15 protein-coding genes are annotated in these 13,510 nt (G+C 62.6%); all 15 read left to right on the top strand.

The genetic code is table 11. The features are described from left to right. The first annotated feature begins 42 nt into the window (after positions 1-42). The 15 genes from ACZ0BA_RS22240 to hisC all read left to right on the top strand — a co-directional run bounded on the left by ACZ0BA_RS22240 (position 43) and on the right by hisC (position 13,497). Complete coding sequence (locus ACZ0BA_RS22240) at positions 43-1,506, top strand: glutamate synthase subunit beta (RefSeq protein WP_463453339.1); 1,464 nt, start codon at positions 43-45, stop codon at positions 1,504-1,506. Between the two features lie 499 nt (positions 1,507-2,005). Next, a complete protein-coding gene (locus ACZ0BA_RS22235; RefSeq protein WP_463453338.1) occupies positions 2,006-2,809 on the top strand; it encodes an ABC transporter ATP-binding protein in 804 nt (267 codons plus the stop codon). Beyond that, entirely contained in the window at positions 2,806-3,591 is a 786-nt protein-coding gene (mlaE, locus tag ACZ0BA_RS22230; RefSeq protein WP_463453337.1) for a lipid asymmetry maintenance ABC transporter permease subunit MlaE, read from the top strand. The genes ACZ0BA_RS22235 and mlaE overlap by 4 nt, the downstream gene beginning before the upstream one ends. Positions 3,592-3,634: 43 nt before the next feature. Then, the gene (gene mlaD / locus ACZ0BA_RS22225; RefSeq protein WP_090324479.1) at positions 3,635-4,105 is read left to right on the top strand and encodes an outer membrane lipid asymmetry maintenance protein MlaD; all 471 of its coding nucleotides are present in this window, start codon (positions 3,635-3,637) and stop codon (positions 4,103-4,105) included. Beyond that, positions 4,106-5,041, top strand: coding sequence for an MlaA family lipoprotein (locus ACZ0BA_RS22220; protein ID WP_463453336.1), 936 nt, complete (start codon positions 4,106-4,108; stop codon positions 5,039-5,041). It begins immediately after the preceding gene. Between the two features lie 30 nt (positions 5,042-5,071). Further along, positions 5,072-5,713, top strand: a complete 642-nt coding sequence (locus ACZ0BA_RS22215) for an MlaC/ttg2D family ABC transporter substrate-binding protein (RefSeq protein ID WP_463453335.1) — start codon at positions 5,072-5,074, stop codon at positions 5,711-5,713. Positions 5,714-5,746: 33 nt separating this feature from the next. After that, a complete protein-coding gene (locus ACZ0BA_RS22210) occupies positions 5,747-6,091 on the top strand; it encodes an STAS domain-containing protein (protein WP_315216043.1) in 345 nt (114 codons plus the stop codon). 221 nt (positions 6,092-6,312) lie between these two features. After that, positions 6,313-7,227, top strand: coding sequence for an ABC transporter ATP-binding protein (locus tag ACZ0BA_RS22205; RefSeq protein ID WP_463453334.1), 915 nt, complete (start codon positions 6,313-6,315; stop codon positions 7,225-7,227). After that, on the top strand, positions 7,224-7,991 hold the full coding sequence (locus ACZ0BA_RS22200; RefSeq protein ID WP_463453333.1) for an ABC transporter permease: 768 nt from the start codon (positions 7,224-7,226) through the stop codon (positions 7,989-7,991). Before ACZ0BA_RS22205 ends, ACZ0BA_RS22200 begins: the two co-directional genes overlap by 4 nt. 16 nt (positions 7,992-8,007) lie before the next feature. Next, the gene (locus ACZ0BA_RS22195) at positions 8,008-8,244 is read left to right on the top strand and encodes a BolA family protein (RefSeq protein WP_090324494.1); all 237 of its coding nucleotides are present in this window, start codon (positions 8,008-8,010) and stop codon (positions 8,242-8,244) included. 2 nt (positions 8,245-8,246) lie between these two features. Continuing rightward, a complete protein-coding gene (murA, locus tag ACZ0BA_RS22190) occupies positions 8,247-9,497 on the top strand; it encodes a UDP-N-acetylglucosamine 1-carboxyvinyltransferase (RefSeq protein WP_463453332.1) in 1,251 nt (416 codons plus the stop codon). A 17-nt stretch (positions 9,498-9,514) separates the two neighbouring features. Next, positions 9,515-10,189, top strand: coding sequence for an ATP phosphoribosyltransferase (gene hisG / locus ACZ0BA_RS22185; protein ID WP_463453331.1), 675 nt, complete (start codon positions 9,515-9,517; stop codon positions 10,187-10,189). A gap of 14 nt (positions 10,190-10,203) precedes the next feature. Continuing rightward, positions 10,204-11,529: a histidinol dehydrogenase gene (gene hisD / locus ACZ0BA_RS22180; RefSeq protein ID WP_463453330.1), complete on the top strand. Its 1,326-nt coding sequence runs from the start codon at positions 10,204-10,206 to the stop codon at positions 11,527-11,529. After that, a complete protein-coding gene (locus ACZ0BA_RS22175; protein ID WP_463453329.1) occupies positions 11,526-12,380 on the top strand; it encodes a DNA-methyltransferase in 855 nt (284 codons plus the stop codon). Before hisD ends, ACZ0BA_RS22175 begins: the two co-directional genes overlap by 4 nt. Before the next feature lie 13 nt (positions 12,381-12,393). Next, on the top strand, positions 12,394-13,497 hold the full coding sequence (gene hisC / locus ACZ0BA_RS22170) for a histidinol-phosphate transaminase (RefSeq protein WP_463453328.1): 1,104 nt from the start codon (positions 12,394-12,396) through the stop codon (positions 13,495-13,497). The last annotated feature ends 13 nt before the right edge of the window (positions 13,498-13,510 follow it).

Raw genomic sequence — 13,510 nt, 5'->3', positions numbered from 1 at the left:
CTCCGACCGACGTCGTTGACTGAATATATTTAAGGATTTATCGTGGGTAAAATCACCGGTTTCATGGAATTCCAGCGTCAGGACGAGGGCTATCTGCCCCCAGCGGCGCGTTTGAAGAACTATTCCGAGTTCGTCATCACCCTGACCAACGAGCAGGCCAAGGTGCAGGGCGCGCGCTGCATGGATTGCGGCATCCCGTTCTGCAACACGGGCTGCCCGGTCAACAACATCATCCCGGACTGGAACGATCTGGTTTATCGCGGCAACTACCGCGAAGCGCTGGACACGCTGCACTCGACCAACAACTTCCCGGAGTTCACCGGCCGCATCTGCCCGGCGCCTTGCGAGTCGGCCTGTACCCTGGGCATCAATAATGATCCGGTCGGCATCAAGTCGATCGAGCACAAGATCATCGACGAAGGCTGGGAACACGGCTGGGTGGTGCCGCAGCCGGCCACCCAACAGAGCGGCAAAAAAGTAGCCGTGGTCGGTTCCGGCCCAGCCGGCCTGGCGGCAGCGCAGCAGCTGGCGCGTGCCGGCCACGCCGTGACCGTCTTTGAAAAGAGCGACAGGGTCGGCGGCCTGCTGCGTTACGGCATTCCAGACTTCAAGATGGAAAAGTCGCACATTGACCGCCGTATCAAGCAGATGGAAGCCGAAGGCGTCGTTTTCCGCACCAGCGTGTTGGTGGGCAAGGACTTCCCGGCCAACGTCAACAACTGGGCCAAGGAAACCATTTTCCCGGAAGATCTGGAAAAAGAATACGACGCAGTCATCCTGGCCGGCGGCGCCGAGCAGCCGCGCGACCTGCCGGTGCCGGGTCGTGAGCTGAAGGGCGTGCATTTCGCGATGGACTTCCTGCCGCTGCAAAACAAGGTCAACGCCGGCGACAAGGTCAAGGACCAGCTGAAGGCCACCGGCAAGCACGTGGTCGTCATTGGCGGCGGCGACACCGGTTCCGACTGCGTCGGCACCTCCAACCGCCACGGCGCCGCCTCGGTGACCCAGTTCGAACTGATGCCTATGCCGCCGGAGCAAGAGAACAAGCCGCTGGTGTGGCCGTACTGGCCGACCAAGCTGCGCACGTCGTCGTCGCACGAGGAAGGCTGCGAGCGCGACTGGGCGGTCGCCACCAAGCGTCTGGAAGGCAAGGGCGGCAAGGTCGAGAAGCTGATCGCCTGCCGCGTCGAGTGGAAAGACGGCAAGATGGCCGAAGTGCCGAATTCGGAATTCGAGATGAAGGCCGACCTGGTGCTGCTGGCGATGGGCTTCGTGTCGCCGGTCGCCAACGTGCTCGACGCCTTCGGCATCGACAAGGATGCGCGCGGCAACGCCAAGGCCACCACCGATGGCGAGGGTTGCTACAAGACTTCCGCGCCTAAAGTGTTTGCCGCCGGCGACGTGCGCCGCGGCCAGTCGCTGGTGGTGTGGGCGATCCGCGAAGGGCGCCAATGCGCGCGCGCGGTCGACGAGTTCCTGATGGGCTATTCCGACCTGCCACGTTAATCGGCGGCAGCGGAACGGTTTGCTTCCCAGCCGGGAGCGAGTGGGTGATCCCCGTTCGCTGCCCGGTTTTTTTGTGTCTGAATCGCGGCCAATGTGCCTGCGCGCACGCAACCCTCGGGGTCAAGTCTGTCATTCGGACACGGGCTAAGCCTTAGGAAGGAAGCAGCCGGGTTAACGCATCAGTTCGTGTCCGAATGACAGACTTGACCCCCGCAGCTGTAATCGGCGGTTTTTTGTGTCTGAATCGCGGCCAATGTGCCTGTGCGCACGGTTGATTTGTTACCCGGCAGTCAGACTCCGGTAAGTGTTTTGCAAGCATACTGGCACCGCGCCGCAGCAATGTAACATTTCATGCCTCGTGTAAATTGCTGACTTGAGATTCAGTAGTGTTGTATTATCTGCCACGCATCATAGCGCCAGCGGCCCGGAATCAGGCCGTCTCCAGCAGAGATTAACCTTTCTGCACTACAATACGGCATTAAAAATAATGAGTTCAGTCGTGCCTAATCTTGTCGAAATCCGTGATTTACACTTTTCCTATGGAAGGCGCTCGATCCTGTCGGGCCTCCACATGGACTTCCCACGCGGGAAAGTGATCGCAGTGATGGGCGGTTCGGGCAGCGGCAAGACCACGGTATTGCGACTGATTGGCGGCCAGATCCGCCCGCAAAAGGGTCAGGTGAAAGTCCAGGGCCAGGTTGTGCACAAGTTAAATACCGCCGGCTTGTATCTGCTGCGGCGCAAAATGGGCATGCTGTTCCAGCATGGCGCGCTCTTCACCGACCTTACCGTCTTTGAAAATGTCGCCTTCCCGCTGCGCGAGCATACCGATCTGCCGGAAGAGCTGATCCGCAACCTGGTGCTGATGAAACTGCACGCGGTCGGTCTGCGCAACGCCGCCAAATTGAAACCGGCCGAGATCTCCGGCGGCATGGCGCGCCGCGTCGCGCTGGCGCGCTCGATCGCGCTCGACCCGGAACTGATCATGTACGACGAGCCGTTCGCCGGCCTCGACCCGATCTCGATGGGCGTTACCGCCAACCTGATCCGCAACCTCAACACCGCGCTCGGCTCGACCACGGTGCTGGTGTCGCACGACGTCAAGGAATGCTTCGCCATCGCCGACTATGTCTACTTCCTGTCGCAGGGCAAGATCGTCGCGCACGGCACGCCGGCCGACATGATGGTGTCGACCGATCCTTACGTGCACCAGTTCGTCAACGCCGAAGCGGACGGCCCGGTGCCGTTCCACTATCCAGGCAAGTCCCTGGCCGATGATCTGGGCCTGGGGGGGAAAGCATGACTGTAAGAAATTGGTTGTCCCAGCTGGGCGCGCCGTTGCGCGACTACATCGAAAGCATCGGTTTTGGCGCGCGGCTGTTCCTCAACATGCTGCGCCTGTCGCCCGGCCTGCTGCGCCGTCCGCGCCTGGTGATCGAGCAGCTGCACTTCATCGGCAATTACTCGATGCTGATCATTACCTTGTCCGGCCTGTTCGTCGGCATGGTGCTGGGCCTGCAGGGTTATTACACGCTGAATAAATACGGCGCCGAGCAGTCGCTTGGCCTGCTGGTGGCGCTGGGCCTGACCCGCGAGCTGGGCCCGGTCATCACCGCGCTGCTGTTCGCCGGCCGCGCCGGCACCTCGCTGACGGCGGAAATCGGCCTGATGAAGGCCGGCGAGCAGTTGTCGGCAATGGAAATGATGGCCGTCAACCCGATCCAGCGCGTGCTGGCGCCCCGTTTCTGGGCCGGCGTGATCTCGGTGCCGCTGCTGGCGTCGGTGTTCAGCGCCGTTGGCGTGATGGGCGGCTGGCTGGTCGGCGTCAAGCTGATCGGGGTCGACGAGGGCGCGTTCTGGTCGCAGATGCAGGGCGGCGTGGATATCTGGAAGGATATTTTCAACGGCTTCGTCAAGAGCGTGGTGTTCGGCATTGCCATCACCTTTATCGCGCTGTACCAGGGCTATCAGACCCAACCGACGCCGGAAGACGTGGCGCGCGCCACCACCCGCACGGTCGTGATCTCATCGCTGATGATCTGGTGGCTCGATTTCATGCTGACCGCTTTGATGTTCAGCAAATAAAACGATATTAAAGAATAATTAGTAGTATTACGCGAGGATAGCTATGCAACGTAAATCACTGGATGTCTGGGTCGGTCTGTTCATCGTCATCGGCGTGGCCGCGCTGATGTTCCTGGCGCTGAAGGCCGGCAACATGGGTTCCATGTCCTTTGGCAAAACGTATCCGATCACGGCCAAGTTCGACAACATCGGCAGCCTGCGGCCACAGGCGGCGGTCAAGGCGTCGGGCGTGGTCATCGGCCGCGTCGGCGAGATCAAGTTTGATGACAAGAGTTACCAGGCGCTGGTAACCTTGAATATGGAAGAAGGTTATAAATTCCCTAAGGACAGTTCCGCCAAAATTCTGACGGCCGGTCTGCTGGGCGAGCAATACGTAGGCATCGAGGCTGGCGGGGATACCAATAATCTGGCCGCCGGCGACAAAATCGCAAGAACCCAATCGGCGGCCGTGCTGGAAGACCTGATCAATCAGTTCATCTACAGCAAGGCAGCCGAAGGAAAAAAGGAAGAATAAATGTCTAGCACCCCGAAACACTTCCGTCAGGCCGCGCTGGCGCTGGGCGTCACCTTGATGCTGGCCGGCTGCGCCGGTCCGAACCCGCGCGATCCGTACGAAAGCTACAACCGCGCCGTGTTCTCGTTCAACGACAAGGTCGATACCTACGCGCTGAAACCGGTCGCCACCGTCTACCGCGACGTCACGCCATCGTTCGTGCAGACTGGTGTCGGCAACTTCTTCGGCAACCTGGGCGACGCCTGGACCGCCGTCAATAACCTGCTGCAAGGCAAGGGCGAGGCCGGCATGACCGACATCACCCGCTTCGCGCTGAATTCGACCCTGGGTATCCTGGGCCTGTTCGACATCGCTTCCGAAGCCGGCTTGCAAAAGCACAAGGAAGACTTCGGCCAGACGCTGGGCACCTGGGGCGTGTCGTCCGGTCCGTACCTGATGCTGCCGCTGCTGGGCCCGTCGACGGTGCGTGACACCGTGGCGCTGCCGGCCGACTTCGCCGGCAATATCTGGCGCTACAAAGACCCGGTGTACGTGCGTAACATCGGTACCGGCGTCAACCTGGTCGACACTCGCGCCAGCCTGCTCGACGCCACCAGCATGCTGGAAGACGCCGCGCTGGACCGTTACGAGTTCATCCGTGACGGCTACATGCAACGCCGCGAGAGCCAGATCCACCCGGACGGCGACGGCCCGAGCAATTCCAAGAAGCAAGACCCGGCGGCCGACGAGGGCGCTCCGGCGGCCAAGCCCGACGCTGCTCCGGCCGCTGCCCCTGCTGCTCCTGCCGCCGCGCCGGCCGCGCCGGTCACGCCGCAGGCCGCCGCGCCAGCCCCCGCCGAGACGAAGTCTGCCGAAAATTCGGCAACCGTGTCATCCGAATCGGCACCTAAGGAGTTAAACTCCGGTACGCCGGCTGCGAGCGACGCCAGCCTGTGACCCCGAAGAACCCACATAGGTAGATAAAACATGAAATTATTTAAGCAACTGCTAGCCATCGCCACCGTCTCGCTGGCCTTCAACGCCCATGCCGCCGGTCCCGCCAACGAAGCGCCTGACGCGCTGGTCAAGCGCATCAGCCAGGACGTCATCGAGACCGCCAAGTCCGACAAGGCGATCCAGGCTGGCGACACCAAGAAAGTCATGCAGCTGGTCGAGACCAAAATCTTGCCGTACGTCGATTCGGACCGTATGACCTCGCTGGCGGCCGGCCGTTTCTGGCGCGACGCCACCCCAGAGCAGAAAAAGCAGCTGTCGGAACAGTTCCGCACCCTGCTGATCTACACCTACTCGGGCGCGCTGTCGCAGATCAAGAATGAAACCGTGGACTTCCAGCCGCTGCGCGCCGATGCGTCGGACACCGAGGTGGAAGTGCGCTCGAAGGTCAACATGACCCGTGGCGAGCCGATCACGCTGAACTACCGCGTCGCCAAGGGCGCCGCCGGCTGGAAGATTTATGACATCAACGTCATGGGCGCCTGGCTGGTGGAAACCTACAAAGGCACGTTCGCGTCCGAGATCAGCAAGGGCGGCGTTGACGGCCTGATCAAGACCCTGACCGCGAAAAACCAGTCGCTGGCCAGCAAACCTTTGAAAACTACGGCAAAATAACGCCACCGCGACGTTTATTAGAAAATAACGACCATGTCCGAACCGACCGACAACCTGCAATCGCTCACGTCCCTGACCGTGCTCAACGCCACTGCGGCGCTGGAGCGCGGCCTGGCCGCCATCAAGGCCGGCCAGACGGTGTTCGATCTGCGCCACGTGTTGACGGTCGATTCGGTGGCCGTTTCGGTCTTGCTGGCGTGGCAACGCGCCGCCAGCGAGGCCGGTCTCAAGCTCGAACTGAAGAACCTGCCGCCTGCGCTGCAAAGCCTGACCAAGCTGTACGGCGTCTGCGCGCTGGTGTTCCCCGAGCAAAGCGACCCCGCGCAAGCTTGCGCCGGCCAGGCGGACGTGCCTGCCGACCTGCACCACCATCATTGACCCCCGCCCCACCCCGCCGCGTAGTACCCCGTTCGTACCCATAGTTGTAGCCAGAGTCACCACCAGTTATCGCCGGTCCGGCTCTGCCGAACCGGATTTCCAATATAATTGAACGTTGCCGCCGCCTAAGAGCCGTGGCGCCTGGTTATACCTTCCGCCATTAGGCATCAATACGCATCCCGCGCCGGTCCACCCCGCCGCACACAACTGATAAGTCAAGCATGACAGCGATCCAAATAACGAATGTCGAGAAGCGCTACAAGTCGCTCCAGGCACTGGGCGGCGTCTCCCTCTCGATCGAGGAGGGGGAATTTTTCGGCCTGCTGGGCCCCAACGGCGCCGGCAAAACCACGCTGATCTCCATCATCGCCGGCTTGATCCGGCCCGATGCCGGCAGCGTTTCCATCCACGGCCACGACGTCACCGGCGACTTCCGCGCGGCGCGCCGCAAGCTGGGCGTGGTGCCGCAGGAACTGGTGTTCGATCCCTTTTTCACGGTGCGCGAAACCTTGCGCCTGCAGTCCGGCTACTTCGGCCTGCCCAACAACGACGCCTGGATCGACGAGGTGATGCACAACCTCGACCTGACCAACAAGGCCGACACCAATATGCGCGCGCTGTCGGGCGGCATGAAGCGCCGCGTGCTGGTGGCGCAGGCGCTGGTGCACAAGCCGCCCGTCATCGTGCTCGACGAGCCGACCGCCGGCGTCGACGTCGAACTGCGCCAGACCTTGTGGAAGTTCATCTCGCGCCTGAACCGCGAAGGCCACACCGTGGTGCTGACCACCCACTATCTGGAAGAGGCCCAGGCCATGTGCAAGCGCGTGGCCATGCTCAAAAGCGGCAAGGTCGTCGCGCTCGACACGATGGCGGCGCTGATCCGTCGCATCTCCGGCTCGCAACTGATCGTCAACATGACGCACGGCGAGCTGCCGGCGGATCTGCAGCATCTGGTCACGCATCCGGAGACCTCGGACCATGGCCGCAAATACAGCCTGCGCATCAACGAATACTCGGAAGTCGAGGGCATCCTGGCGCGCCTGCGCGAATCCGGCGCCGTCATCGACGACATGCAGCTGCAACAGGCAGACCTGGAAGACATCTTCCTGCAGATCATGGACAAGGGGACCGTATGAACTTCATCTCGAGCGGTTTCCGCACCCTGGTCTACAAGGAGACCCTGCGCTTCTGGAAGGTGGCCACGCAAACCGTCGCAGCGCCGATCCTGACGGCCATGCTGTACCTGCTGATCTTCGGCCACGTGCTGGAAGGTAGGGTGCAGGTATATGAAGGCGTCAGCTACACCTCGTTCCTGATCCCCGGCCTGGTGATGATGAGCGTCCTGCAGAACGCCTTCGCCAACTCGTCGTCGTCGCTGATCCAGTCCAAGATCACCGGCAACCTGGTATTCGTGCTGCTCACGCCTTTGTCGCACTGGGAGATCTTCTCCGCCTATGTGCTGGCGGCGATGGTGCGCGGCCTCGCGGTCGGCCTGGGCGTGTTCGCCGCCACCGCTTACTTTGCGCACATGTCGTTCACCGCGCCGCTGTGGATCATCGTGTTCGCGCTGCTGGGTGCCGCCATCCTCGGCACCATGGGCCTGATCGCCGGAATCTGGGCCGAGAAATTCGACCAGCTGGCCGCGTTCCAGAACTTCCTGATCATGCCGCTGACGTTCCTGTCCGGCGTGTTCTACTCGATCCACTCGCTGCCGCCGTTCTGGCTGACGGTGTCGCATCTGAACCCGTTCTTCTACATGATCGACGGCTTCCGCTACGGTTTCTTCGGCCAGTCCGACACCAATCCATGGACCAGCGTTGCAATCGTCTCCGGCTTCCTGGTGGTGCTGTCGCTGGCCGCCATTCGTCTTCTGCGCAGCGGATACAGGTTGCGCCACTAATATTGAAGGACTCATCATGACCACCACTCCAGAACTGATCCACGGCTACATCTCGGCCGGCCTCGAATGCACCCACCTCGAAGTGGAGGGCGACGGCCAGCACTTCCAGGCCGTTATCGTCTCGCCGGCGTTCGCGGGCAAGCGTCCGATCCAGCGCCACCAGATCGTCTACGCCGCGCTGGGCGACCGCATGCGCGAAGAGATCCACGCGTTGTCGATGAAAACCCTCACCCCTGAAGAATACAAAGGATAAGCATGGACAAGCTCCTCATCCAAGGCGGCAACCGCCTGCACGGCGACATCAACATCTCGGGCGCCAAGAACGCGGCGCTGCCCATCCTGTGCGCGGGTCTGCTGACCGCCGGCGATCTGGAACTGACCAACGTGCCGCACCTGCACGACGTCGCCACCATGCTCAAGCTGCTGAAGGAAACCGGTCTGCAGGTCGCGCAGGACGGCGACGCCGTCACGCTCAACGGCGCCAACATCAGCAAGCTGGAAGCGCCGTATGAGCTGGTGAAAACCATGCGCGCCTCGATCCTGGTACTCGGCCCGTTGCTGGCGCGCTTCGGCGAAGCCAAGGTCTCGCTGCCGGGCGGCTGCGCGATCGGCTCGCGCCCGGTCGACCAGCACATCAAGGGTCTGCAGGCGCTGGGCGCCGAGATCACCATCGACGCCGGCTACATCTACGCCAAGTGCGCAAAGCTCAAGGGCGCGCGCATCGTCACCGACATGATTACCGTGACCGGCACCGAGAACCTGCTGATGGCCGCCACCCTGGCCGAAGGCGAGACGATCCTCGAAAACGCCGCGCGCGAGCCGGAAGTGACCGATCTGGCCAACCTGCTGGTTGCCATGGGCGCCAAGATCGAAGGCATCGGCACCGACCGTCTGGTGATCCAGGGCGTGCCCGAACTGCACGGCGCCAAGCACGCCGTCATCTCCGACCGTATCGAGGCGGCGACCTTCCTGTGCGCCGTCGCGGCCACCGGCGGCGACATCACGATCCGTAACACCCGCGTCGACATCATGGACGCGGCGCTCGACAAGCTGCGCGAAGTCGGCCTGAAGATGACCATCGGCGACAACTGGATCCGCGCGCAGATGGAACAGCGCCCGGAGCCGGTCACCTTCCGCACCACCGAATATCCCGGCTTCCCGACCGATATGCAGGCGCAGTTCATGGCGGTTAACACCATCGCCTCCGGCGCCAGCCGCGTGACCGAGACGATTTTCGAGAACCGTTTCATGCACGTGCAGGAGATGAACCGCCTGGGCGCGTCCATCGAGACCGACGGCAACACGGCGTTCATCAAGGGCGTCGCGCAACTGGTCGGCGCGCCGGTGATGGCGACCGACTTGCGCGCATCGGCCTCGCTGGTGATCGCGGCGCTGGCTGCGCGCGGCGAGACCTTGATCGACCGTATCTATCACCTCGATCGCGGTTACGACCAGATGGAAGTGAAGCTGTCCGCCGTCGGCGCCGATATAAAACGCATCAAGTAACCCGGATTAAGTAAAACATGAGTGCATTCCAAGCCCAAGCCCCGGCCAACCAGCAGCTGATCCTGGCGCTGTCGAAGGGACGTATTTTCGAGGACACGCTGCCGCTGCTGGAAGCGGCCGGCATCACCGTCACCGAAAACCCCGAGACGTCGCGCAAGTTGATCCTGTCGACCAACGATCCCGACGTGCGCGTCATCATCGTGCGCGCCACCGACGTGCCGACCTACGTGCAGCACGGCGCGGCGGACTTCGGCGTGGCCGGTAAGGACGTGCTGCTGGAGCACGGCGGCGAAGGCTTGTACCAGCCGATCGACTTGAACATCGCGGCCTGCCGCATGTCGGTCGCCGTCAAGAATGGTTTCGACTACGAGACCGCCGTGCGCCAGGGCGCGCGCCTGCGCGTGGCCACCAAGTTCGTGCAGACCGCCCGTGAGCACTTCGCCAAGAAGGGCGTGCACGTCGATCTGATCAAACTTTACGGTTCGATGGAACTGGCGCCGCTGGTCGGCCTGTCGGACGCCATCGTCGACGTGGTCAGCACCGGCAACACCTTGCGCGCCAACGACCTGGTCGAAGTCGAAGCCATCATGGAGATTTCGTCGCGGCTGATCGTCAACCAGGCCGCGTTGAAGCTCAAGCGCGAGCGTCTGCAACCGATCATCGAGGCGTTCGAACGCGCTTCCAAGAAGTAATCACGGATTCCATCATGCCGATTCAAATCACCAAGCTCGATTCCACCCAAGCCGATTTCAAAAAGTCACTGGACACCCTGCTGGCGTTTGAAGCGGGCACCGACGACGCCATCGAGCGCGCCGTCGCCGGCATCCTGGCCGACGTCAAGGCGCGCGGCGACGCCGCCGTGCTGGAATACACCAACCGCTTCGACCGCATCCCCGACGGCGGCGCCGCCAGCATGGCCGCCTTCGACATTCCCGAAAGCGAATTGCAGGCCGCGCTGGCCGCGATTCCCGCCGCGCAGCGCGAGGCGCTGCAAGTGGCCGCGCAACGCATCCGCGTGTTCCACGAGCGCCAGAAACAGGAGCTGCAAGGCTTCACCTACACCGAGCCCGATGGCACGGTGCTGGGCCAGAAAATCACGCCGCTCGACCGCGTCGGCATCTACGTCCCGGGTGGCAAGGCCGCCTATCCGTCGTCGGTGCTGATGAACGCGATCCCGGCGCACGTCGCCGGCGTCGGGGAAATCATCATGGTGGTGCCGACCCCGGACGGCGTGAAGAACCAGATGGTGCTGGCCGCCGCCGCCATCGCCGGCGTCACCCGCGTGATCACCATCGGTGGCGCGCAGGCCGTCGGCGCGCTGGCGCACGGCACCGAAACGATACAACCGGTCGACAAGATCGTCGGTCCCGGCAACGCCTACGTGGCCGCCGCCAAGCGCCGCGTGTTCGGCATCGTCGGCATCGACATGATCGCCGGTCCGTCCGAGATCCTGATCGTCTGCGACGGCACCACCGATCCCGACTGGGTGGCGATGGACCTGTTCTCGCAGGCGGAACACGACGAGCTGGCGCAGGCCATCATGTTGTGCCCCGACGCCGACTACATCGCCCGCGTGGAAGAGAGCATCAACAAGCTGCTGCCGACGATGCCGCGCCACGAAACCATCCGCACCTCGCTGACCGACCGCGGCGCGCTGGTCAAGGTGCGCGACATGGACGAGGCCTGCGCCATCGCCAACAGCATCGCCGCCGAGCACCTGGAGATCTCCGCCGAGAATCCGCAACAGTGGGCCGACAAGATACGCCACGCTGGCGCCATGTTCCTGGGACGCTTCTCGTCGGAGTCGCTGGGCGACTACTGCTGCGGCCCGAACCACGTGCTGCCGACGTCGCGCACCGCGCGTTTCTCGTCGCCGCTGGGTGTGTACGATTTCCAGAAGCGCTCTTCGGTGATCATGGTCAGCGAAGCGGGCGCGCAAACGCTGGGCAAGATCGCCGCCGAACTGGCCTACGGCGAGGGCTTGCAGGCCCACGCCCGCAGCGCCGAACTGCGTTTGAAGACGCCGCGATGACCGTACCAGGCAACGAGGCCTGGATCAACCAGGTCTTCTGCGAGGATGCGCTGGCCGGTTTGGCGCGCATCCCGGACGGTTCCATCGACTTGATCCTGACCGACCCGCCGTACAACCTGGGCAAGGACTACGGAAACGATTCGGACTCGCAGACGGTGGAGGAATATCTGCGCTGGACCGAGCAATGGATCGACGCCGCGCTGCCCAAGCTGAAACCCAACGGCAGCCTGTATATCTTCCTGACCTGGCGCTTCTCGCCGGAGATCTTCGTGCTGCTGAAAAAGCGCATGACGATGATGAACGAGATTATCTGGGACCGCCGGGTGCCGTCGATGGGCGGCAGCGTGCGCAGTTATTCGTCGGTGCACGACACCATCGGCTTCTTCGTGCGCCGCAAGGACTACTATTTCGATCTGGACGCGGTGCGCATTCCCTACGACGCCGAGACCAAGAAAGCCCGTTCGCGTTCGATCTTCGTCGGCGCCAAGTGGCTGGAAGTGGGCTACAACCCCAAGGATTTGTGGAGCGTGTCGCGTCTGCACCGCGAGCATCCCGAGCGCGCCGACCATCCGACGCAAAAACCGCTGGAGATCATCGAGCGCATGGTCAAGGCCTCGTGCCCGGCCGACGGCGTGGTGCTGGACCTGTTCATGGGCAGCGGCACGACGGCGATCGCCGCCAAGCACTGCGGACGCAATTTCGTCGGCTTCGAACTGAATCCCGACTATTGCGCCATCATCGCCGAACGACTCGCGGCGGCGGATTTACCGCCGCCACCCGAAAAGAAAAAGCCCGTCCCCCGCAGCAGTAAAAAACCCGCGGTCAAACGCACCGCCACCACCACAACCTAGGAGCCCACGTAAGATGTCTTCCATCGACACCCTGATCAACACCACCATCCGTTCCGATGTGCGCGCCGTCAATGGCTACCATGTCGCCGACGCGAGCGGTTTTATCAAGCTGGATGCGATGGAGAACCCTTACCACCTGCCGGAGCATCTGACGCGCGAACTGGCGCAGCGTCTGGCCGAGGTGACGTTGAACCGCTACCCGGTCGCCTCCTACGAAAGCACCAAGGAGCGCATCCGCGCCAAGCTGGGCATCCCGGCCGGCTACGACGTCATGCTGGGCAACGGCTCCGACGAACTGATTTCGATCCTGTGCATGGCCTGCGCCCACCAGGACCGCCGCGCCGTGGCGATCTCGCCGACGCCGTCGTTCGTCATGTATTCGCGCTCGACCAAATTCGCCGGCATGGACTACGTCGGCGTGTCGGTCAAGGCCGACCTGACGCTCGACATGCCGGCCATGCTGGCGGCGATCGAACAGCACAAACCGGCGCTGGTGTTCCTGTCCTACCCGAACAACCCGACCGGCAACCTGTTCTCGGACGACGATATCGTCACCATCATCAACGCGTTGGATGGTTTTGGCCTGGCCGTGGTCGACGAGGCCTACGAGCCGTTCGCCCAGCAAACCTTTATGCACCGGCTGCCGGAGTTCGACAATCTGATCGTCATGCGCACGGTGTCCAAGCTCGGTTTGGCCGGCATCCGCCTCGGCTACATGTCCGCCGCGCCGAAATTGCTCGAGCAATTCGACAAAGTGCGGCCTCCTTACAACATCAACGTGCTGACGCAGACGGCGGCCGAATTCGCGCTCGACCATCTGGACGTGCTGAACCAGCAGGCGGCCGCGTTGCGCGCCGCACGGACCGATCTGATGGCCGCGCTGGCCGCCATGCCGGGGGTCGAGGTGTTTCCCTCGGCGGCGAATTTTATCTTGATTCGGGTGCCAAATGCCGATGATGCCCATGTGAAACTACTGTCCCACAAGGTATTAATTAAAAATATGAGTAAAATGGATACCGTGATGGCCAATTGTCTACGCGTCACGGTCAGTACACCGGAAGAGAATGCCGCCTTCCTGGATGCCCTGTCGGCATCGCTTGCATCGCCTGTAGCTTAATCACCGCCACCGA

The organism is Duganella sp. AC917 (assembly GCF_979258245.1).
The sequence above is the reverse complement of the archived record's forward strand: the minus strand, read 5'-3'. Positions and strand labels throughout refer to the sequence as shown.

What these genes read in the sequence shown, in the direction of transcription:
- mlaE (WP_463453337.1), top strand. Translation starts at nt 2,806, where the DNA reads ATGACTGTAAGAAATTGGTTGTCCCAGCTGGGCGCGCCGTTGCGCGAC.
- hisC (WP_463453328.1), top strand. Translation starts at nt 12,394, where the DNA reads ATGTCTTCCATCGACACCCTGATCAACACCACCATCCGTTCCGATGTG.
- ACZ0BA_RS22200 (WP_463453333.1), top strand. Translation starts at nt 7,224, where the DNA reads ATGAACTTCATCTCGAGCGGTTTCCGCACCCTGGTCTACAAGGAGACC.
- hisD (WP_463453330.1), top strand. Translation starts at nt 10,204, where the DNA reads ATGCCGATTCAAATCACCAAGCTCGATTCCACCCAAGCCGATTTCAAA.
- mlaD (WP_090324479.1), top strand. Translation starts at nt 3,635, where the DNA reads ATGCAACGTAAATCACTGGATGTCTGGGTCGGTCTGTTCATCGTCATC.
- ACZ0BA_RS22210 (WP_315216043.1), top strand. Translation starts at nt 5,747, where the DNA reads ATGTCCGAACCGACCGACAACCTGCAATCGCTCACGTCCCTGACCGTG.
- hisG (WP_463453331.1), top strand. Translation starts at nt 9,515, where the DNA reads ATGAGTGCATTCCAAGCCCAAGCCCCGGCCAACCAGCAGCTGATCCTG.
- murA (WP_463453332.1), top strand. Translation starts at nt 8,247, where the DNA reads ATGGACAAGCTCCTCATCCAAGGCGGCAACCGCCTGCACGGCGACATC.
- ACZ0BA_RS22215 (WP_463453335.1), top strand. Translation starts at nt 5,072, where the DNA reads ATGAAATTATTTAAGCAACTGCTAGCCATCGCCACCGTCTCGCTGGCC.
- ACZ0BA_RS22205 (WP_463453334.1), top strand. Translation starts at nt 6,313, where the DNA reads ATGACAGCGATCCAAATAACGAATGTCGAGAAGCGCTACAAGTCGCTC.
- ACZ0BA_RS22195 (WP_090324494.1), top strand. Translation starts at nt 8,008, where the DNA reads ATGACCACCACTCCAGAACTGATCCACGGCTACATCTCGGCCGGCCTC.
- ACZ0BA_RS22220 (WP_463453336.1), top strand. Translation starts at nt 4,106, where the DNA reads ATGTCTAGCACCCCGAAACACTTCCGTCAGGCCGCGCTGGCGCTGGGC.
- ACZ0BA_RS22175 (WP_463453329.1), top strand. Translation starts at nt 11,526, where the DNA reads ATGACCGTACCAGGCAACGAGGCCTGGATCAACCAGGTCTTCTGCGAG.